At 41.2% G+C, this 21,072-nt stretch carries 18 protein-coding genes; all 18 read left to right on the forward strand.

Annotation, left to right across the window (positions count from 1 at the left end; all coding sequences use genetic code 11):
• Window positions 1-17: 17 nt before the first annotated feature.
• The 18 genes from F9B85_RS07340 (at window position 18) to nadB (ending at window position 21,070) form a co-directional block, all read left to right on the forward strand.
• Window positions 18-1,574 carry a phytoene desaturase family protein gene (locus tag F9B85_RS07340; protein WP_151619729.1) on the forward strand — a complete coding sequence of 519 codons (1,557 nt, stop codon included), beginning with the start codon at window positions 18-20 and terminating at the stop codon, window positions 1,572-1,574.
• 195 nt (window positions 1,575-1,769) lie between these two features.
• Complete coding sequence (locus tag F9B85_RS07345; protein WP_170270293.1) at window positions 1,770-4,328, forward strand: SpoIIE family protein phosphatase; 2,559 nt, start codon at window positions 1,770-1,772, stop codon at window positions 4,326-4,328.
• 181 nt (window positions 4,329-4,509) lie between these two features.
• A complete protein-coding gene (gene tilS / locus F9B85_RS07350) occupies window positions 4,510-5,925 on the forward strand; it encodes a tRNA lysidine(34) synthetase TilS (protein ID WP_151619731.1) in 1,416 nt (471 codons plus the stop codon).
• Between the two features lie 113 nt (window positions 5,926-6,038).
• Window positions 6,039-7,844: an ATP-dependent zinc metalloprotease FtsH gene (gene ftsH, locus F9B85_RS07355; protein ID WP_151619732.1), complete on the forward strand. Its 1,806-nt coding sequence runs from the start codon at window positions 6,039-6,041 to the stop codon at window positions 7,842-7,844.
• A 93-nt stretch (window positions 7,845-7,937) separates the two neighbouring features.
• On the forward strand, window positions 7,938-8,387 hold the full coding sequence (gene ndk, locus F9B85_RS07360; protein WP_151619733.1) for a nucleoside-diphosphate kinase: 450 nt from the start codon (window positions 7,938-7,940) through the stop codon (window positions 8,385-8,387).
• Window positions 8,388-8,632: 245 nt separating this feature from the next.
• Complete coding sequence (locus F9B85_RS07365; protein WP_151619734.1) at window positions 8,633-8,935, forward strand: STAS domain-containing protein; 303 nt, start codon at window positions 8,633-8,635, stop codon at window positions 8,933-8,935.
• 97 nt (window positions 8,936-9,032) lie between these two features.
• Window positions 9,033-10,694, forward strand: a complete 1,662-nt coding sequence (locus tag F9B85_RS07370; RefSeq protein WP_151619735.1) for an ABC1 kinase family protein — start codon at window positions 9,033-9,035, stop codon at window positions 10,692-10,694.
• Between the two features lie 23 nt (window positions 10,695-10,717).
• Window positions 10,718-10,978 (forward strand): hypothetical protein, encoded by a 261-nt coding sequence (locus tag F9B85_RS07375; protein ID WP_151619736.1) that lies wholly within the window; start codon window positions 10,718-10,720, stop codon window positions 10,976-10,978.
• 120 nt (window positions 10,979-11,098) lie between these two features.
• Complete coding sequence (locus F9B85_RS07380; protein ID WP_170270295.1) at window positions 11,099-12,010, forward strand: TIGR01777 family oxidoreductase; 912 nt, start codon at window positions 11,099-11,101, stop codon at window positions 12,008-12,010.
• Between the two features lie 90 nt (window positions 12,011-12,100).
• Window positions 12,101-12,493 (forward strand): thioesterase family protein, encoded by a 393-nt coding sequence (locus F9B85_RS07385; protein WP_151619738.1) that lies wholly within the window; start codon window positions 12,101-12,103, stop codon window positions 12,491-12,493.
• Between the two features lie 27 nt (window positions 12,494-12,520).
• Window positions 12,521-14,191 (forward strand): formate--tetrahydrofolate ligase, encoded by a 1,671-nt coding sequence (locus F9B85_RS07390; protein WP_151619739.1) that lies wholly within the window; start codon window positions 12,521-12,523, stop codon window positions 14,189-14,191.
• Between the two features lie 67 nt (window positions 14,192-14,258).
• Window positions 14,259-14,780, forward strand: coding sequence for an HD domain-containing protein (locus F9B85_RS07395; RefSeq protein ID WP_151619740.1), 522 nt, complete (start codon window positions 14,259-14,261; stop codon window positions 14,778-14,780).
• Between the two features lie 26 nt (window positions 14,781-14,806).
• Window positions 14,807-15,991 (forward strand): dihydropteroate synthase, encoded by a 1,185-nt coding sequence (gene folP / locus F9B85_RS07400; protein WP_151619741.1) that lies wholly within the window; start codon window positions 14,807-14,809, stop codon window positions 15,989-15,991.
• Between the two features lies 1 nt (window position 15,992).
• Window positions 15,993-16,868: a 2-amino-4-hydroxy-6-hydroxymethyldihydropteridine diphosphokinase gene (folK, locus tag F9B85_RS07405; protein WP_151619742.1), complete on the forward strand. Its 876-nt coding sequence runs from the start codon at window positions 15,993-15,995 to the stop codon at window positions 16,866-16,868.
• A 213-nt stretch (window positions 16,869-17,081) separates the two neighbouring features.
• On the forward strand, window positions 17,082-17,930 hold the full coding sequence (gene panC / locus F9B85_RS07410; RefSeq protein WP_151619743.1) for a pantoate--beta-alanine ligase: 849 nt from the start codon (window positions 17,082-17,084) through the stop codon (window positions 17,928-17,930).
• Window positions 17,931-17,934: 4 nt separating this feature from the next.
• On the forward strand, window positions 17,935-18,324 hold the full coding sequence (gene panD / locus F9B85_RS07415; RefSeq protein ID WP_151619744.1) for an aspartate 1-decarboxylase: 390 nt from the start codon (window positions 17,935-17,937) through the stop codon (window positions 18,322-18,324).
• A 124-nt stretch (window positions 18,325-18,448) separates the two neighbouring features.
• The gene (nadA, locus tag F9B85_RS07420; protein WP_279237739.1) at window positions 18,449-19,384 is read left to right on the forward strand and encodes a quinolinate synthase NadA; all 936 of its coding nucleotides are present in this window, start codon (window positions 18,449-18,451) and stop codon (window positions 19,382-19,384) included.
• A gap of 84 nt (window positions 19,385-19,468) precedes the next feature.
• The gene (gene nadB / locus F9B85_RS07425; RefSeq protein WP_151619745.1) at window positions 19,469-21,070 is read left to right on the forward strand and encodes an L-aspartate oxidase; all 1,602 of its coding nucleotides are present in this window, start codon (window positions 19,469-19,471) and stop codon (window positions 21,068-21,070) included.
• Window positions 21,071-21,072: the final 2 nt, after the last annotated feature.

Genomic DNA, 21,072 nt, shown 5'->3' on the forward strand with positions numbered 1-21,072 from the left:
GTGGGGAGAAATTACGAGTGAATAGTAAATCAACTAGTAATAGAAAAGCGATTATCGTTGGTGCTGGCGTAGGTGGTCTTAGTACAGCAGTGCAGCTAGCTCACAAAGGCTGGAACGTTACCATTTTCGAAAAAGAACATAAACCAGGTGGTCGCCTTAGCGCTATTGAAGCAGAAGGATATACGATTGATATAGGACCAACAATATTGATGATGAATGATGTTTTTCATCAATTTTTCCAAGAGATTGATCGTGATCTGAATGATTATGTAGAACTCGTACGACTAGATCCCTGCTATCGTTTAAACTTCGCTGACGGTACTTCTATGTCACCATCAAACGACATCAAAGTTCATCTTGATGAGATACGCAAGTTTAGTCCTGACGATGTAGAAGGCTACTTAAAGTACTTGGCTCAAATCAATCCACGTTATCTTGCTGCACGTCATAAGTTTATTGAGAAATCTTTTAATAGCTTAAGTGATTTCATTAATGTAGAAACACTTGTTGGCATGTGGCAACTAAAAACTCTAAATAGCATGTACGATGATATTAGTCGCTACATCAAAGACGAAAGATTGCGCATTGCTTTGACTTTCCAGGCCATCTATCTGGGCATTTCACCTTATGATGCTCCTTCTATTTATACGATTATCGCTTATGTGGAACATGCCTTAACAGGCATCTGGTATCCCAAAGGTGGTATGAATGAAGTCTCCAAAGCACTAGTGAAAGTCCTTGAAGAACTAGATGGCAAACTTCATTTGAACCAAGAAGTTGAAGAGATCATAATTGAAAAAGGCCATGCTAAGGGAGTGCGCTTAGCTAACGGTGAAGTTCACTATGCTGATGTAGTTGTATCTAACATGGATTTCCCCATGACTATGGAAAAGCTTATTGCGAAACCTTATCGCGGCAAATACAGTACTTCAAAAATACAGTCCATGACCAACTCTTGTGGAACTTTGATGCTTTATTTAGGCACTAATAAGCGCTACGAAGATATGGATGTACACAATATCTACTTTACAAAAAGCTATAAAGAAACACTTGATCAAATATTTAAAGAGAAGGTCTTTCCTGACGATCCTGCTCTTTATGTGTATTCACCAACGAAAATTGATTCTTCAGTAGCGCCAGAAGGCAAAGACGTAATATATGTGCTCTGTCCTGTGCCTAATCTGGAAAGCTCGATCAACTGGAAGACCGATCTAGCAGGTTATCGAGAGAAAATTCTACAAAAATTAGAGCGTTCTGGCCTTACCGATTTGCGCAAGCACATAGAATTTGAAAGAGTTTATACACCAGAAACATTTCAGAATAACTACCACACTTACCAAGGCTCCAGCTTTGGCTTAGCGCCTACTATTTTTCAATCAGGCTACTTCCGTCCGCATATCAAATCAAAAGAAGTATCCAATCTCTACTTTGTAGGAGCTAGTGTCCATCCTGGGGGCGGTGTCCCTGTTGTTCTTGTCTGTGGACAACTAGCGGCAGGACAAATCAGAGTTGATTTTAAAGAAGCTCAGAGGGTGGAAAAAGTTTTTTCTATGCCAGTACAAGCAAAAGCATAAAAAAAGAAAAGCCTAATAAAAGAAGCAGAAACTACAACTTTGTTGCAGTTTCTGCTTCTTTTGTTGTTTTATAGCGAAAAAAACTTTTGATTAGCTTGCTTATGACGACAAAGTTTGCTCCCTCTTTTCAGTATAATGGAAAAGAATTCCAATTTATAACATTTATTTTTGTAGATGGGAAGTGAGGGATGCTTATTGTGGGATGAGCCTAACGTTTATCCTTTTCGTCGTGAAAGAGTAGAGGGAACTCACCAAAATCAGCTATCTATGAAAAACTGGTGGAAGCAAGGTCGTGAAAAAAGAGCAGGACCGCTCTTTTCTAGCACTACAGTTTTGAAAAAACCTTGGTTTTGGATGCAAAGTAGTGCTCAGAAAGTAAGTGCTTCCGTAAGTCAAACTATTCCCCAGAGTAAAAGGAATATCAAAAAGCTAGATCTAACAGGCTGGCTATGGTGGCTTACACTCTTTTTTCTAGCAAGAGGATCCTTACTAGGAGGTCTTTCAGCAGGAGCACCTGCTATGATAGCTGTAGTAGCCGCTCGAAGACCAGATCGACTTTTTTACGCACTAGCGGGATTAGTTGCTGGTTGGGCTTCTTTATGGATTCCAAAGGGTTTTGCTTATGGAACTATGGATCCTTTAAGTTTGAGTCCCCTGTGGCAAATTTCAGCTACGCTGATTTTAGCTTTGCTTGCCTTTAGCTTAGTACGTTATCTTAAAGAATCACTTTGGCCATTAACACTATTGACAGCCCTAACGATCTGGGTTGTCCAAGCTGTTGGCTTACTTTGGACAGGACCTACATTATATGGTTCACTGCTAATTTTCTTTGAGGGACTACTAGCGTCTTTGCTTATTGTGGCCATGGTTACTGTAGTTGATAATCTACAAGGTACTCCTGCAAAACCATGGAAAAAAGAGGTTATCATAAGTATAACGCTAATGATTGTACTCATTGCTTTGGGAATACCTGAAGAACCATTGTATGGGGTATCACCTTTAGCAATATTTTCTGGCCTGATGATTCTCCTCGGTGCCGCCACATATGGCGTAGCTGGTGGAACTATAGCAGGAGTTGTTTTCGGTTTGTTGCCTTCTATAGCCAACTTTGGTGCTCCTGCATCTATGGCCTTATTAACCATATCGGGCTTGTTGGCTGGTTTATTTCGTAATTGGGCGAAACCTGGAATTATAGCGGGCTACTTTATGGGGCATTTTCTTTTATCCATTTATCTGCTTCATTCCGAACAAATAGCTCAATTGCTTATAGAAGTCGCTTTAGCTAGTGCAATATTTCTTCTCCTTCCACCTCGTTGGCTAACTATGATGCACCAGCGGATCAAAAGTAACGTCGAGAAGAAAGGCGAAGAAGTGGCCCTTTCTGTAGCGGTTCAGCGCTTAGAAGAAATGGGTGGGATATTTCGCCATCTTGCTCAAACTTTTGCCGATATGTCACAGAAGCCGGAGCGGACTGAGAGAAATTGGACAGGCTTGTATGAAGCCATTGAGGAAAGAGTCTGTACAAAGTGCTCTAGCTATGGACTTTGTTGGGAAAGAGATAGAGAGTTAACCCATAAGCACTTACAAAGCTTGTTAGACGATCTTGAACAAAAAGGTGAAATAACACCTCGAGATCTGCAAGCACAATGTGTTCGTTGGGAAGAATTATCTTCTACAATTCGTTCTCTTTTTGAGACCGTAGAAGTAGATCGATACTGGCGAAGGCGGATGGAAGAAAGCAAAAACTTAGTAAGTGCCCAATTCAAGGGGCTCTCACAATGGATGGGTGCCTTATCTCGAGATATGGTCATGGAAAGTGCACCAGAAAAAGCTCTGGAGAAAGTTAGAGAAGTAATTAGGCAAAAAGGCTATCATCTGAAAAGTATAGAAAGAGAAAGTTTTCCTCAGCAATGGTTTTTAGAAGTAACAGGACCTGGCTGTGGTAGTCAATGGTCTTGTGCTGAGACTATTGCTCCTCTTGCGGCGCAAACGCTTGGAAAACCGGTAATAGTTAGCAATGCCTATTGTCCCGGTCAGAAAGGTAATTGTGCATTTACACTTACTTCAGTGAATCCTTACGGACTAGAAATAGCGATAGCACAAGTACCTCGTTATGGTAGTGCTGTGGCTGGTGACACTGTTTCAACTTGGGAAAGTGCTAGCTCCAAAAAGATTGTTGCATTGAGCGATGGCGCCGGCATTGGTCCAAAAGCGGCAAGAGAAAGTGGCGCTACCCTTGCTTTGCTGGAGCAACTGTCTAAAGCAGGTGTAGAAGCAGGTGAAACTGTTTCAGCTGTTAATGCGCTTGTTGGATTGACTACAGAAGATGACTCTTTTGCTACTGTAGATATGGCTCTTTTTGACTTGTCCTCTGCAGAGCTAGAACTAATAAAGTTAGGTGCCGCCCCAAGTTATCTAAAAAGAGGAAGAAAAGTACAGGTTCTACAAAGCTCTTCCTTGCCTCTTGGCATAATAAATACAGTAGAGGTAGATGCTCTTTCTCTTTCTCTTTTGCCAGGCGACTTGTTAATTATGCTTAGTGATGGCATCACAGATGGGAAAAATAGGCGTAAAGAACAAGAAAAATCAGGAAATGAAGATTGGGTACACCAATTTTTATTGGCAACTGAAGAAAGAGAGCCACAGAAGCTGGCGGATACAATCATGGATGAGGCTTTAAGAATCGATGATGGTCAGGCCAAAGACGATTGTACAGTCATTGTGGTGGCTGTTAGAAATCGTGTGGAAAGCTAAGTTAGAAAACAGGTCTACCGGGTGGGAGACCTGTTTTTTTATGGAAAGTTCAGGCAAAGATACTAATATCACTTTTTCAATGTAGAATTCTACTAAGGCTTTATTATTTTTCGTCTCTTCAGGGGAAGGGAAATAGTTAGAGATTGTAGAATTAGATGGCAAAAGAAGTATGGTGTGATATATGAACACATTGACCAAAGGCTTTTGTCAGTCTTTAGAAAACGTAGAGGGCTTTACAAAAGGTCAAAAAATTGTGTTGGCTATTTCAGGAGGCCTTGACTCTACCGCGATGCTCTGGCTTTTTCATGAAGTAGCTTACCAATATGGTCTCCAGCTTGTTGTAGCACATTATAACCATAATCTACGTGGGCTAGAGTCAGATGGAGATGAGGCCTTTGTAAAAGCTTTAGCAGAAACACTGCAGTTACCTTTTTATTCAGCTCGCCCTCAAGAAGGCTACTGGCAGTCTTCCCAAGGTAACAAAATGGATCGTGCCCGGAGATTGCGCTATGCTTTTTTTCAGGAACTAGCTCAAAAAGTAGATGCCCAATGGATAGCTTTAGCCCATCATGGTGATGATCAAGCAGAAACGATTCTATTTCAGCTACTAAGAGGAAGTGGCCTAAAAGGTTTAGCAGGAATGCCTTTATATCATGGTAATCTAATGAGACCTTTGCTACCTTTTCGTAGACAAGAACTAGAAGATTATATGAAGAGTCAGTCAAAGGCTTGGCGTGATGATAGCAGTAACGAATCACTTGAGTACAGTCGAAACCGTTTGCGACATCAGGTTATGCCACTGCTAAAATCTTTTAATCCTCGTTTCGTAGAATCAATAAATAGAACGGCTGAGCTTGTCAGAGCTGAAGATAGGTATCTTGAGCAATGTGCCATTGAGTCTTTTGAAAAGATTGTTGCCGAGGAAAGCATCCATGTACCTTCCTTACAAAAAGAAGCACTAGCTCTTCAAAGAAGAGTTTTGCAGATCTATCTACAAAAAAAGCTTCCCTCTGCCTTTATCGGACTAGAAAAAATCGATGAGATACTCCATAAATTACGTTTAGAAGTATCAGCAAACGGCGAGGTTACACAAGTAGCAGGACATCGAGTTATTCGAGAAGGCCAATTAGTTAAGTTGCTTAAAGATTTGCCGCAAAATGATTTGTCTTATGCTTATAAGCTTTCTTTACCTCTAATTAATGAGGGTAGAACTGTTAAGTCAATTCCTGAAGCATTTGGCACAGTAACATTAAGCTATTACGAGATTAATGAAGAGAAAAAGAGTTTTTTTGAAGCATTTACCAAGCAGAGTAACAAGCAGATTTTCCTAGATGAAAAAGTCTTACAAGCAGGGGACTTGGTCGTACGCAGTCGCCAACGAGGCGATCGCTTTTATCCTACAGGTATGGATGGTAGTAAAAAAATTAAAGACTTTCTCATCGATAAAAAAATTCCTCGATGGGAACGTCAGCATATCCCCTTATTAGTTGCTGGTAAAGAGGTTATCTGGTTAATGGGATATCGAGCTGATAGGAGGTATGTAGCTAATCGTGAAAGTCGAGGTGTAATTGAAGTAAGATGGGACAAAAATATTTGATATGCTGGTTAGAATTGTGATACAATAGCAAAGACTGGCTGAAATTTTCCAATAACTCGCTGGATGCCTAATAGTCGATTAAATAAAGGCAAAACAGTGATAGGAGGTTGCAAGTGAGCCGGATCGTCAAAAATCTTGCCATATACATTCTAATCGTCCTTCTGGCGATTGCTGTGCTGAGGATGACTACGCAGCCCGAACCTGCCCAAGAAAGGCTGAATTACACACAGTTTTACCAACTACTGGTCAATGATCAAATTAAGGAACTCACTGTAATTACAGAGGCAGACCGCAATGAGATCACCGGGGTTAAAGCAGACGGAACAACGTTCTTTACCTTAGGTCCAGTAGACATTAAGCGTGTAACAGACAATGTTCTCGATAAGCAGATACCATTCACGCAAGAGCCAGCTCCCAAACCACCTTGGTGGACTGGTTTGTTGACCTACATGTTGCCTATCCTCTTAATTTTTGGTCTATTTTTCTTTATGATGCAGCAATCACAAGGTGGCGGGTCCCGTGTAATGCAGTTCGGGAAAAGCAAAGCAAAACTACACAACGATGACAAGAAAAAAGTAACTTTTGCTGATGTTGCTGGCGCTGATGAAGTAAAAGAAGAACTTACGGAAGTCGTTGAATTCTTAAAACAGCCGAAGAAATTCATTGACGTAGGCGCTAAAATTCCCAAAGGTGTTCTTTTATTTGGGCCACCAGGAACAGGTAAGACTCTACTTGCCCGTGCAGTAGCTGGTGAAGCAGGTGTACCCTTTTTCAGCATCTCGGGTTCTGACTTTGTGGAAATGTTTGTCGGTGTAGGTGCCTCTCGAGTTCGTGACCTTTTTGAACAAGCCAAGAAGAACTCCCCTTGTATTGTATTTATTGATGAGATTGATGCAGTCGGTCGTCAAAGGGGTGCAGGACTTGGTGGCGGTCATGATGAAAGAGAGCAGACTCTAAACCAGTTGCTTGTTGAAATGGATGGCTTTTCAGCTAATGAAGGAATTATTATTGTAGCGGCAACTAACAGACCTGATATTCTAGATCCTGCCTTATTAAGACCTGGTCGCTTTGACCGCCAAGTTGTTGTCGATCGACCTGATGTAAAAGGTAGAAAAGAGATTCTAGATGTTCACATCAAAGGGAAGCCTTTGGAAGAAGGTATAGACCTAGAGATCTTAGCTCGTCGTACACCAGGTTTTACAGGTGCTGATTTGGCTAATATGGTCAACGAAGCCGCCTTGTTATCAGCGCGAAGAGGCCAGAAGAAAATTACTATGGATGAACTAGAAGATGCTATAGAACGTGTTCTAGCAGGTCCAGAGAAAAAGTCACGTGTAATTAGTGATTTTGAGAAAAAGCTAGTGAGCTACCATGAAGCGGGTCATGCTCTTGTCGGCGGTTTACTAGAACATACAGATCCCGTCCATAAGATTTCTATTATTCCTAGAGGTCGGGCTGGTGGTTATACACTATTGCTACCTGAAGAAGATCGTCACTACATGACGAAGTCGCAAATTCTAGATCAGGTTACGATGCTCTTAGCAGGTCGGGTTGCTGAGGCACTAGTATTGAAAGAAATTTCTACTGGTGCATCTAACGACTTAGAGCGTGCTACTGATCTGGTACGCAAGATGATCACCGAATTTGGTATGTCTGATGAACTGGGACCACTTATCTTTGGTCACAAGCAAGAAGCGGTCTTCTTAGGTCGTGACTTGGCCAGAGATAGAAACTACTCTGAAGCAGTAGCTTTTTCAATTGACAAAGAAGCTCGTCGTATCATCGAGGAATCTTATGATAAGGCGAAAAATTTGTTAGAGACTAATATGGATACATTGCATAAAATTGCAGATACCTTAATGGAAAAAGAAACAATTGAGGCTTCGGAGTTTTCTGAGATACTACAGAACGCTTCATAAAAAGAAGTTATAGAAAGAATCGGGAGCAGTGTCATCCCACTTGCGCCCGATTCTTTTTAATCTACACTGTACATCACAAAAGGAGAGAGCAAGATGGAACGCACTTACTTAATGATTAAGCCTGATGCAGTACAACGAGGCTTAATTGGAGAAATTATTTGTCGTTTTGAGCAAAAAGGATTCAAATTAGTGGCTATGAAATTTATCCGTTTAACTAAAGAAATGGCAGAGAAACACTATGGTGAGCATGCTGACAAGCCTTTTTTTGCAGGCTTAGTTGAGTATATTACCTCCGGACCTGTCGTAGCTATGGCATGGGAAGGTAAAGACGTTATCGCTGTTTCTAGAGAAATGATGGGAGCTACTAATCCTTCTAAAGCTGCTCCTGGCACAATTCGTGGAACTTTTGCTGTTGATATTGGACGTAATGTCATTCACGGATCTGATTCACCAGCATCTGCAGAAAAAGAACTGGCTATCTATTTTGAAGAAGCAGATTTCGTCGAGTGGAATCGTACCGTAGAAAGCTGGATAGTAGAATAATTGAAAAAAATGGCACGCCTCACAAGGCGTGCCATTTTTTTTGGCGAAATCTTTTTTAATTACAACGGACCATCTTTATCTTCTAAGCAGGAAGATATAGCCTTCATGGAGAAAGAAGATAGTGGTAAAACTACTTGTTAAAAAAACCTCATGACCAAACAAAAGGATGTTTCTTTGTTGATTAGTGAGCGTATAATAACGAGAGTCAGTAGTCATCAGCTACATAAAGGAAAGGAAGGCTATGGATGAAAGAAAATATTCAAATGATCAACAACCAAGTTACAGTTAGGCTTACAGGCAGTGTATCTGTCAAAGAGGCGACTGCTTTAAGAGAAGCACTTCTAGAGTATGTAGAGCAGGGTCATAACCGTTTTATCATTAACATGGAAAGCCTCGATTTTATTGACAGTGCTGGATTAGGTGTACTTGTAGCTATACACAAGCGAGCTCGTCAGCAAGGTGGAGAATTAATTTTACAAGGCGTAAAAGGAATGGTCAAAGAAGTTTTTGAACTGACTAGACTGACCAAAGTTTTCAATATACAATAAAATATTTTTCCTATCGAGTTATTGTAATTAGAAAAAGAAATTGTTATATTAATAATTTCAATTACGTACTTTCTATTGTCAAAAAAGGAGCAAGACCATGAATCGCTATTACCGTATCTGGCGCATTACCAGCATGTTTATATCATTTTTCATTAAAGTTTGGTGGTATAAGAAACGGGAAGAGCGGTTAGGTAAACGTGTGATGGCACCTCGTTGGACGGCGCTTTTTCAAGATATGGCTCATCGATTTTGTGAGACAGCTGTAGAACTTGGTGGACTACTTATCAAAGCAGGACAATTTTTTGCCACACGTGTCGACTTGCTGCCCTCAGAGATTACGAAAGAGCTCTCTCAATTGCAAGATGCAGTTCCAGCGGCTTCTTTTGACCATGTGCAAAAAACGATTCAAAAAGAATTAGGCAAACCTTTAGAAGAAGTATTTTTGAGCTTTAATAAAGAACCAATTGCGGCGGCATCTTTAGGACAGGTGCATCAGGCTGTTTTACCAAAGGGAGATAAAGTAGCTGTCAAAATTCTGCGACCGAAGATTGATCAGATCATCAATGCCGACTTTGCAGCCATACGTATAACCATGATCATGGCCAAATTTTTCACTGATCTCTCCAAACAGCTAGATTTAGACGCCATTTATCAAGAAATGCATCAGACTTTCTCTGATGAATTGGATTATCGCTTAGAAATCAAAAATGCTGAACGCTTTAGAAATAATCTTGCTGAATTTGAGAACATCTATATCCCTCGCATGTATAAAAGCCATTCAACATCGAAAGTTTTGACAATGGAATTTATCGAGGGACAAAAGATCGATAATTATGAATTTCTAAAAAAGCATAACATAGATCGAGAAGAGCTTGGACGTAGGCTTATTCAATCTTATTTACACCAAGTAGTAGTTGATGGATTTTTCCATGCCGATCCTCATCAAGGAAACCTTTATGTGAAAGCAGATGGTACCCTTGTATTCCTGGATTTCGGTATGGTTGGTGAGATTTCTAACAGAACAAAAGAAAACTTACGGAATCTACTTTTTTCTGTAGTAGAACGAGATAGTGAAAAAATGGTAGATGCTATGGCTAATCTCGGATTCTTACGACCTACAGCTAATCGCAATCTTGTTCGTAAGGCAATGCAGTTTTTCCTAGATAACCATACGCCTGAACAAATGAAAGAGATGGAGAAAACGAAGAATCTTGGACCTATTGGTGCTGATCTTCGAGAATTTATCTATGATCAACCAATGCAAATACCTGCTAATCTAATTTTTATGGGTCGTGCAGGCATTACCGCTTTCGGTGTAGCTTTTGGTCTTGATTCAACCATGGGCGCAGAAGTAGCAGGACCTTATATCAAAAAACTCATGGAAGACAAAGACGGAGGTCTTACTAATGTAGTTCTGCAACGAGTAAAAGACTACGGTACAACTTTAATTACCTTGCCCGGCTTACTGTCACGTACTTTGAAAAAAGCTGACTTAGGTGAGCTTTATGTAAAAGTTGGTAACCTAGGTGATATTCAGCGAGCCGTCCTTTTTCAGACTCGCTTAGCCAATCGACTCGTTCTAGCTTTGTTGACTTCGACGGCTACATTATGTGCTGTTATCTTCTATACACAAGATTTTTACTCGGAAGCTCGTGGAGCGGCTCTTATTGCCGCTTTCCTAGGAATCCTTCTCTTATGGCATTCCCGTAAAAAACCGAGAGACTCCAGTCAACCTTTTCATCGTAATGGTCCATTTTAGTGAGTAAAGGAGGTGAACCTCAAGTGAGCGAAGCTCAAAAAAATTGTCAGCAAGATGTTTCATCACAAGAAGATGAAAAGAAAAAGAGCTGTAGTCCTTGGGAGTTTTCTATCAAAGAAACTGATGAGGGCTTTTCCATCAACATTAAAGGCGATAAAGATAGATTAAAAGCTCGTCGGGAAGCCATTGAAGCTTTTAAGGAATTTCAGCAAAAAGCTAGAAAAGCTGGTTTTTATCATCCCTTTATGCAATTTTTCTCTCAATACGATTGCGACAAAAAGTAAATTTTTTTCTTAAAGATTGACCATCAGAAATTGGAGCATCGCATATAGCGTTGCTCCTTATTTTTATTGACTTCTCTTTCTTCTTATAATTAAAAATTAAAATTGAGAGGAGCAAGTAGGTTGAATATTTTCGTTACTGGTGGTACAGGCTTTATCGGCTCTGCCTTAGTAAAAAGACTTGTCCAAGAAGGTCATACAGTATGGGTTCTTTCACGACATGAGCAAAAATCTTCGACCTCTGTTAAGTACATAAAAACACCTTTATTGGGACAACCTTTATCTTCTGCTGTTTTTGATTCTGTTGATGCTGTTATAAATCTTGCTGGAGAAAATATTGCAGGCAAGCGCTGGTCTGAGCAAGTAAAAAAAGATATAGTAGTAAGTCGCCTAAATACAACAAGCACTATTGTAGAAAAACTAAAAGAAGTAGCTAGAAAGCAGAAAAAACCATTAAGCTTACTTAATGCATCAGCTATCGGTTTTTATGGCACATCACTTCAAAAAACTTTTACAGAAGATAGTGGACCTGGCAAAGGTTTTTTAGCGAATTTATGTCAGGAATGGGAAGCAGAAGCCTTAAAAGCAAAAGAATGGGGAGTATCAGTTGCTTTGCTTCGCTTTGGCATGGTGCTAGGTCCTAACGGTGGTGCTTTAAAGTCTATGGCTCTACCTGTTCAATGGGCTGTGGGAGGTATCATAGGTGAAGGTAATCAATGGATATCCTGGATTCACCGTGATGATTTAATCAATGGAATTATCTGGGCTCTTGATAAGAAAAAAGAAGGGCCATTAAACCTCGTAAGTCCTCAGCCTGTGACAATGAAATCTTTCATGGAAGAGCTGGGGAGAAGCTTAAACAGACCGTCCTGGACAGCCTTACCTGCTCCTTTAGCGAAGCTTTTATTTGGTGAAATGGCCCAAGAAATGTTGCTAGAAGGACAGAAAGTAATACCACAGCGATTATCAGAAGCAGGCTTTACCTTTACTTACAGTCAACTAGATAGGGCACTGCAAGCCATCTATAGTAAATAAGCAAAAAGCTATTGGACTTACCATTGAAGGATCGTATAATGGAAAAGACTATTAGGAAGAAATATTTGCAAAGGCTAGGTGAAAAGCACCATGGAAAACCTTAATGTAGGTCTCAAAGCAATCAAGGAAGAAATGGTTACGGAAGAAAAAACGGCTAAGAGCTATGGCTCTGGTGGTGTCGATGTTTATGCTACACCCGCAATGATTGGTTTAATGGAAGGAGCCGCTTTACAATCTGTAGATCCGCTTTTGCCAGAAGGAATGGCTACTGTAGGAATTCATTTGGATGTAGCTCACCTGTCTGCTACGCCAGTAGGCATGAAAGTCCGTGCCGAAGCAGAATTAATTGCTATAGAAGGCAAAAAACTTACTTTTCATATTACTGCCTATGATGAAGTCGATAAGATCGGGGAAGGACGTCATCAGCGCTTTATTATTTCATCAGATAAGTTCATGAGCAAGGTTACAGTCAAAGGAAAGTAAGCGCAAGATTAAGGAGTGGGCTATCGAATGAAGACGGACATTCAGATTGCACAACAAGCTGAGCTAAAGCCGATTATGGACATTGCCTCTACATTGTCCATTCCTGCTGAAGAAGTTGAGCTCTATGGTAACTACAAAGCAAAGATCTCCTTAAAAGCTTTGGAGCGTTTGCAGGACCAACAAGAAGGCAAGCTTATTCTAGTTACAGCTATTAATCCCACGCCAGCTGGCGAAGGTAAAACCACAACAACAGTAGGTCTCGGTGATGCCCTGAATAAACTTGGCAAAAAAGTAGTAATTGCTTTGCGAGAGCCTTCGCTCGGACCTAGCTTTGGCGTAAAAGGTGGTGCCGCTGGTGGTGGTTACGCTCAAGTTGTACCTATGGAAGATATAAATCTGCACTTTACCGGAGATTTCCATGCTATAACATCAGCTCATAATTTGCTGGCCGCTATGCTTGATAATAGCTTGCAACAAGGCAATCCATTAAATATTGATCCACGGCAAGTCGTTTTTCGTCGTGTGGTAGATCTAAATGATCGGGCCCTTCGTAATACAATAATTGGTCTCGGCGGTCGCAACAATGGCGTGCCTAGAGAATCGGGCTTTGATATTACTGTTGCTTCTGAAATAATGGCCATTTTATGTCTAGCCAAAGACTTGATGGACTTAAAAGAGCGCTGTGGTCGTATTGTTGTTGCCTATACCTATGATGGCAAACCTGTTACAGCCGCTGAATTAGAGGCGGCAGGTTCTATGGCTGTACTAATGAAAGATGCTATTAAGCCTAACTTAGTACAGACGCTAGAGCATACACCAGCATTCGTCCATGGCGGACCTTTTGCTAACATTGCCCATGGATGTAACTCTGTTATTGCCACACAAGTAGCTCTAAAGCTTGGCGATTACTGTGTCACAGAAGCTGGCTTTGGTGCTGACTTAGGAGCAGAGAAGTTTTTCAACTTAAAATGTCGCTTTGCTGACTTAAAGCCTGCTTGCACCGTTATTGTGGCAACTGTAAGAGCCTTAAAATCACATGGCGGTGTCAAAAAAGAAGACCTAGGTCAAGAAAATTTATCAGCCTTAGCTAAGGGCTTTGAAAACTTAGAAAAGCATCTAGAGAACGTAGCTAAGTTTGGTGTTCCTGCTGTTGTGGCTATTAATGCCTTTCCAACAGATACAAAAGAAGAGCTCAACTACCTCTATCAACGATGCCATGAACTAGGCATTGAAGTAGCTCTATCGGAAGTATGGGCCAAAGGTGGGCAAGGTGGCTTAGAACTAGCTGAAAAAGTTGTAAAAACTATCGAAAACAAAGAGTCTAAATTCCAAGTTCTTTATGAGAGTAGAGAGCCAATTAAAGATAAGATTCAAAAGATTGTGCAAGAAGTTTACGGCGGTCGTGATGTAGCTTTTACGGCAGAAGCCGAGAAGCATATTCAGAGATTTAACGAGCTTGGTTATAGTGACTTGCCTATTTGCATGGCAAAAACACAATACTCGCTCTCTGACGATATGACCAAAAATGGACGACCTAGTGACTTTACTGTTACTGTTCGAGAAGTAAGGCTTTCTGCAGGAGCTGGTTTTCTCGTTGTCATAACCGGTTCTATCATGACCATGCCTGGTCTTCCCAAACGTCCTGCCGCTTGCGCTATCGATATTGACGAACAAGGCAAGATAGTAGGTCTATTTTAGAGAATAAAAACCCCGGACCAGAGATTGTCCGGGGTTTTTCACGAGCCAATGAAGGGAAAGAACAAGATTGGAACGGATTGATCGCCTTTTAGAACATTCACTATTTATACAATGTCTACAGCAAAACGAAATGTGGGAAAGGCATCGCCCTTTCTGTCACCATGATCTAGCTCACCTCATTGATGTAGCTCGGATTGCTTACGCTATGGCCTTAGAACAAGAAAATTATACAGAATTTTCACAGAGTCTTGGTCACCTTAATCAAGAAAAGACGAAAGAAGTTATCTATGGAGCGGCCTTGCTCCATGATATGGGCAAGTGGAAACAGTACGAAGAAGGAATTGATCATGCCATCATCGGGGCAGAAATCTGCAGTGATGTACTTACAGAGTGCGGTTTTTCTACTTTAGAAATAGATACTATAGCAGAAGCTATTCGTTGTCACAGGCACAAAGGAAAAAAAATTAGCAGAACCTTTCTAGGACGTATACTAGCCTTGGCCGATTACCATTCTAGGCTTTGCTTTCGCTGTTCTGCCAAGGGAGATTGTAATTGGCCTGAGCGTAAACAAGGAAAGCTTGTCTACTAAAAAGCGTCAAAGGAAGGAACGATACGATGGGACCAGTGCAAATTATACAGATTAAAGAGCGGCAAAAAATTGCTGAGCTCGTTCAAGAAACAGGGTGCGATCCTGCTGGAACAGCCTTAATGGTTCCCAAAGCAGTGCACTATTTGATACGTATCTCTGATGTACCTGCGAAAGCCGCCAATCTATTAAAACAAGAAATGCTAGCTAAAGGCGGCGACTGTGCTGTATCGCGCTGTACTTGTTCCTTAGAAGTTGAGAAAACGACAGCTCTGCTCATGGGTACGGAGAAGCAATATAAAGCACTTTTGCAAAAGCTCAAAATGCAACCTTTTGGCTTAGTTCTTCTCGGTGAGGAAATTGCTAAAGCGATGAAGCAATATGAACAAAAGCGAGTTAGAAAGCTTTCCTGTCGGGGAAAAGAGATTAGCGTGGGAGAACGTAGTCTTATCATGGCTATCTTGAATCTAACGCCCGATAGTTTTTCAGACGGAGGATCTTATAAAGACGTAAAAAAAGCACTAGAGAGAATGGAAGAAATGGTTACAGAAGGGGCAGACCTTATTGACATAGGTGCTGAGTCAACGCGACCAGGTGCAATACCGCTAACGGCAGAAGAAGAAATTGCTCGTTTACAGCCTTTTCTTCAGGAGCTAGTGAAGCACTGCCCTCTACCAATCTCCATTGATACCTACAAAAGCCAGGTTGCGCGTTACGCTCTAGAAGAAGGTGCCCATATTATCAATGATGTATGGGGGTTGCGTTATGATCGAGAAATAGCTACTGTTGCCGCTCAATATGGTGCTCCTCTAATCCTTATGCATAATCAAAAAGAGAAAGTTTACCAAGATCTAATGGCTAATATCCTTGCGAGTTTAGCAGAAAGCATCAATTGGGCTCAGTCTGCAGGGCTAGCTGAAGAAGCAATTATCATTGATCCCGGCATAGGATTTGGCAAAACTTATGAACAGAACTTACAAGTCTTACAAAGCTTGCAGGAGCTTCGTGTTCTAGGCAAACCGATTTTGCTGGGAACATCACGAAAATCGGTCATCGGTAATACTTTAGATGTACCTATTGCAGAGCGCTTAGAAGGAACTTTAGCAACTTCCGTATACGGAATTATAGCTGGCGCAGATATTCTCCGCGTTCATGATGTACAAGCCCATGTAAGAGCGGCGAAAATGACGGACGTACTCGTCAGGAGGAATTAAAATGAATCAACAGAGGCAAAGTGATCGCATTTACTTATCGGCTATGGACTTCTATGGCTATCATGGTGTACTTGAAGCTGAGCGTATCTTAGGACAGCCTTTTCAAGTCGATCTAACTTTAGAACTAGACTTACAGAGGGCTGGCTTACTGGATGATCTGAATGAAACTGTTAATTATGCTCAGATCTATGAACAAGTTCGACAGATCATGGAAGGAGAGCCAAGAGCACTGCTTGAAAAGGTAGCAGAAGAAATTGCAGAAGAAGTGTTAAAGAACTTTTCAAAAATCAAAGGCCTAACAGTGAAAGTGGCCAAGCAAAAAGCTCCGATTCCAGGTCACTTCCAAGCTATGGCTGTTGAAATATATCGTACTGTTACAAAGGCTTATATTGGCTTAGGTAGTAATCTAGGTAATAAAGAAGAGAACTTGCAGAAGGCTTTAGAATGTCTAAATGATGGACCCAGTCTGAGTTTACGAGACTATTCAGCCTTCTATTTAACGCAACCAGTGGGCTTTACCGAACAAGATGCTTTTCTCAATGCTGTTGCAGAAGTAGAAACGTGGCTCACGCCGGAAGAGTTACTGCGTTTTCTGCAGGAAATTGAAAATAAATTAGGTCGCCTCCGTAAAGAAAGATGGGGTCCACGGACGCTAGATCTTGATTTACTTAACTATGGAAATGAAACTATCATAAGTGAAAAATTGATAGTACCTCATGAAAGAATGTACGAAAGAGCTTTTGTACTTGTACCTTTTCATGAAATAGCACCTCATTGGATTCATCCTAGTGGTCTAAGTACAAAACAATACTTGGAACAATTGGAAGATGAACAAGCTATAGTCTTGCAAGTACCGAAAGAGTCCATTACAATATAGATATTTGACATGACTTTCTGAAAAATCAACATCACTTCTGATGTTAATTTTATAAACGATACAAGTGTCCTGTTGGTAGCGTATGCCGCTTGGAGCCTTAGGGACCGAGACGGACAAGTAGGAAAGCAGGCCTTATTTCACTTTAGGTGAAGCCTCCTTTTTCTTGCCCTTGCCCTGTCTTTTTTTTGGTAGAAGAAGAAAGGAGGTTTTTTCGTGTTGCTTTTGACTACTCTTGCAGATATGAAAGCTTGGATTACGGCTCGTCGTAAAGAAGGGAAGAAAATTGGCCTCGTCCCTACGATGGGTTATCTTCATCAAGGCCATATGGCTCTTGTAACAAGTGCAAAAAGAGATTGCGACGCTGTTGTGCTCTCCATTTTTGTTAATCCTCTTCAGTTTGGTCAGGGAGAAGACTATGAAGTATATCCTCGTGACCTAAAAAGGGATAGCCAATTAGCGCAAGAAGCTGGTGTTGATGTCATTTTTGCTCCCACTGTGCCAGAAATGTACCCTCGTGGAAAGCAGAAAACTTTTGTGGAAGTAGAAAAATTAACAGAGCGTTTATGCGGTGCAAGTCGACCTGGACACTTTAGAGGTGTTACTACTGTTGTCACTAAGTTGTTTAATATTATTACGCCTGATTATGCCTATTTCGGGCAAAAAGATGCCCAGCAAGTAGCTGTTATTAGACGCATGGCAGAGGATCTCAATATGAATGTACAGATCGAGGTCCTTCCTATTGTGCGAGAAGCTGATGGGCTAGCCTTATCTTCTCGTAATGTGTACTTGCTAGGAACAGAGAGGGAATCAGCCAGAGTACTTTATCAAGCTTTAGAAAAAGCTCAACAAGAAATTGCTCAAGGAGAAAAGGATGCATCGATGTTGCTTAAGGTAATGACAAGGATGATTGAGCAATGTGATAAAGCGAAGATAGACTATATAGAAATTGTAGATGCTTTTACTATGGAACCAATACAAAAGCTAGAAGGGTCTTGTCTCATAGCTATGGCTGTATATATTGGAAAAACTCGCTTGATTGACAATGTCCTAGTGGAGGTGTAATAACATGTTTAGAACTATGCATAAGTCAAAAATTCACAGGGCTACGGTCACTGAAGCGAACCTTAATTATATGGGCTCCATTACTATTGATGAAGAATTGATGGAGCTTGCTGATATATTAGAGAATGAAAAGGTTCAAGTCGTGAACAATAACAATGGCTCACGCTTTGAAACTTATGTAATTCCAGGTCCTGTAGGTTCTCGCGTTATATGTCTTAATGGTGCGGCGGCCCGGCTCGTTCAACCAGGAGACGAAGTGATTATCATTTCTTACGGTATATACACAGATGAAGAAGCACGAAAACATAAGCCACGTGTGCTTTTTATGGATAAAGAGAATAATGTAATTGCTGAAGAAAATATAGAGCGTGCTGGTCAAGTAGGGCCACGTTAAGTTGATAAAAGTCGAAAAAAGGCCTTTTCTTGACAATAAGAAGTTGCCTAGGCTAGAATTATCTTAACTTTGCCCTCTGGCAAATTGTTCCTAGCGAAGAGGGGAATGAAAGGGGTTAGGCCAATTGAGTCCTCGAACGATAGATGCAGATAAATTTGCTTCCATGTCTCAAGCGATTCAGAAACTAAAAAAGGAACGCAATGCCGTTATATTAGCACATCTTTACCAGCGTCCTGAAATTCAAGATATCGCTGATTTTGTCGGGGATTCGTTGCAGTTATCTCAACAGGCGGCTCAAACGGAAGCCGATGTTATTGTTTTCTGTGGAGTTCATTTTATGGCCGAGAGTGCGGCTATTTTATCGCCACAGAAAATTGTCTTGCTACCTGAAGAAGATGCAGGCTGTCCTATGGCTGATATGGTGACAGCAACAGATCTGCAACGTCGTAAAGCGGAAATGGGAGACGTACAAGTAGTTGCCTATGTTAATACTTCGGCGGCGGTGAAAGCAGAAAGTGATATTTGCTGCACTTCATCGAACGCTGTAAAAGTCGTCTCATCGCTACCGCAAGATAAAAAGATTTTATTTATACCTGATCGTAATCTTGGTGACTGGATCTCTCGCAAAACTGGTAGAGAGATGGTCATGTGGGATGGATATTGTAATACCCACGATCGGCTTACTGTAGAAGATGTAGAAAGAGCTAAATCTAAATATCCAGAAGCCCTATTCCTTGCACATCCCGAATGTCGACCTGAAGTTGTGGAACTAGCTGACTTTGTTGCTTCTACAACAGGATTGATTAAATATGCTGTGCAATCAAAAGCTTCTTCTTTTATTATAGGTACAGAAGAAGGAATTCTTCATCAGCTTCGCAAAGAAGCTCCTGATAAGAACTTTTACCTGGCCAGTCCTCAACTAATTTGCCCTAACATGAAGTTAACAAGTCTGGAGAAAGTTCTCTGGTCTCTAGAAGAGTTAGAACCAAGAATTACAGTAGAGCCAAAGGTTCGAGAAAAGGCTTTGTCTTCTTTGGAACAAATGCTGGCTTTAGCATAGGCTTCTCCAGGAGAAAGAGATCTTTTTTTGCAACAGCTACTGGTATGAGCCAGTGGCTGTTGCTGTATTAAGGAGGCTTATGCCGTGACTTCGAGATATCTAGTAGAGTTTGACCATTCTAAATTGACAGCTTATGAGACCGATTTTTTGATTGTTGGAAGCGGCATTGCCGGTTTATATACAGCCTTAAAGGCAGTTGCTTATGGTCGAGTTACCATCTTAACGAAACGAAAAGTCTCAGACTCTAATACTCAATTAGCGCAGGGAGGCATCGCGGCGGCTATAGGCCGCCGTGACTCTCCTACATTACATCTACAGGATACTTTAACAGCTGGAGCTGGTTTAAACGATATTTCTGCTGTTAAAGTTATGGTCAGTGAGGGGCCCGGAAGAGTCGAAGAATTGATTCAAATGGGGACTCAATTTGATACAGTTGAAGGGGCGCTAGCTCTTACGCGTGAAGGAGCTCATTCAAGACGGCGCATACTCCATGCTAGTGGTGATGCTACAGGAGAAGAAATTCGTCGCTCTTTACTTGATCAATGTCGCAAACATAAAGATATTAATATTTTAGAAGATACACAGGTTTCTGATATTTTGCTAAATCGTCAAGGGCAATGTTTTGGCGTTGTAGCTTGGCATGCTGAGAAAGGTTTGCATAGCTTTTACTCTGCTGTTACCGTTTTGGCTACTGGAGGAAACGGTCAATTATATAAATACTCTACCAATCCAGAAGTCACAACAGGTGATGGCATAGCTGCCGCTTTTAGAGCTGGAGCAGAATTGATGGATCTAGAATTTATTCAGTTTCATCCTACTGCTCTGACTAAAGAAGGCATTCCTCCTTTTTTGATTTCCGAAGCAGTTCGAGGTGAAGGGGCGCAACTGTTAAATAGTGAAGGCATACGGTTTATGCCCAAATATCACCAACTAGCAGAGCTAGCTCCACGAGATGTAGTGGCTTTAGCAATCTGGAAAGAAATGATGAATACAGGAGCTCCATCGGTCTTTTTAGATTTATCCACTATAAAGTCTAACGATTTTGCATCCCGTTTTCCTGTTATTTATAAGACTTGCCGTTCCTTTGGCATAAATGTACCGGAAGAAAAAATACCTGTAGCTCCAGCGGCCCACTATCTGATGGGTGGTGTTCGTACCGATATTAATGGACGTACGAACATAGCGAGGCTTTTTGCTTGTGGAGAAGCGGCTTGTAATGGTGTACATGGAGCCAATCGATTGGCCTCAAATTCTTTGTTAGAAGGGCTAGTTTTTGGGAGTCATATCGTAGAAGCGGCACGTCCTTGGCTTAAAGAAAAACCTGATTATTGCTTAGAAACTCTTTCCACAGGTAGTGCTATTTACGATACCTTACCGACGGGAGAAGCTCCTTGGGAAGCAGATGAAGTGGCCCAAAGGATACAAAAAGTTATGTGGGAGTCAGTCGGTCTTTGGCGATCTAGCGATACTTTAGAGAAAGCAGCTCAAGAACTTGAAATAGTTGACCTACAGCAAGCAAGTCGAGGTAACGTTTCAAGAGCCTTTGAAGCGGCTAATATGTTACTATTAGGTAAGCTAACAGTACGAGCCGCAGAGTTACGCAAGGAGAGTCGAGGTGGACATTACCGCGTCGATGAACCGGAGAGTAAAAGTCTCTGGTTAAGGCATATCGTACAGGTACTGTAATG

This window comes from Heliorestis acidaminivorans (assembly GCF_008933955.1).
Classification (GTDB): domain Bacteria; phylum Bacillota; class Desulfitobacteriia; order Heliobacteriales; family Heliobacteriaceae; genus Heliorestis; species Heliorestis acidaminivorans.

Coding starts and splice junctions, on each gene's coding strand:
- F9B85_RS07385 (WP_151619738.1), top strand. CDS start 12,101: ATGGAAAACCTTAATGTAGGTCTCAAAGCAATCAAGGAAGAAATGGTT.
- F9B85_RS07390 (WP_151619739.1), top strand. CDS start 12,521: ATGAAGACGGACATTCAGATTGCACAACAAGCTGAGCTAAAGCCGATT.
- folK (WP_151619742.1), top strand. CDS start 15,993: ATGAATCAACAGAGGCAAAGTGATCGCATTTACTTATCGGCTATGGAC.
- folP (WP_151619741.1), top strand. CDS start 14,807: ATGGGACCAGTGCAAATTATACAGATTAAAGAGCGGCAAAAAATTGCT.
- tilS (WP_151619731.1), top strand. CDS start 4,510: ATGAACACATTGACCAAAGGCTTTTGTCAGTCTTTAGAAAACGTAGAG.
- ndk (WP_151619733.1), top strand. CDS start 7,938: ATGGAACGCACTTACTTAATGATTAAGCCTGATGCAGTACAACGAGGC.
- F9B85_RS07365 (WP_151619734.1), top strand. CDS start 8,633: ATGAAAGAAAATATTCAAATGATCAACAACCAAGTTACAGTTAGGCTT.
- F9B85_RS07370 (WP_151619735.1), top strand. CDS start 9,033: ATGAATCGCTATTACCGTATCTGGCGCATTACCAGCATGTTTATATCA.
- panD (WP_151619744.1), top strand. CDS start 17,935: ATGTTTAGAACTATGCATAAGTCAAAAATTCACAGGGCTACGGTCACT.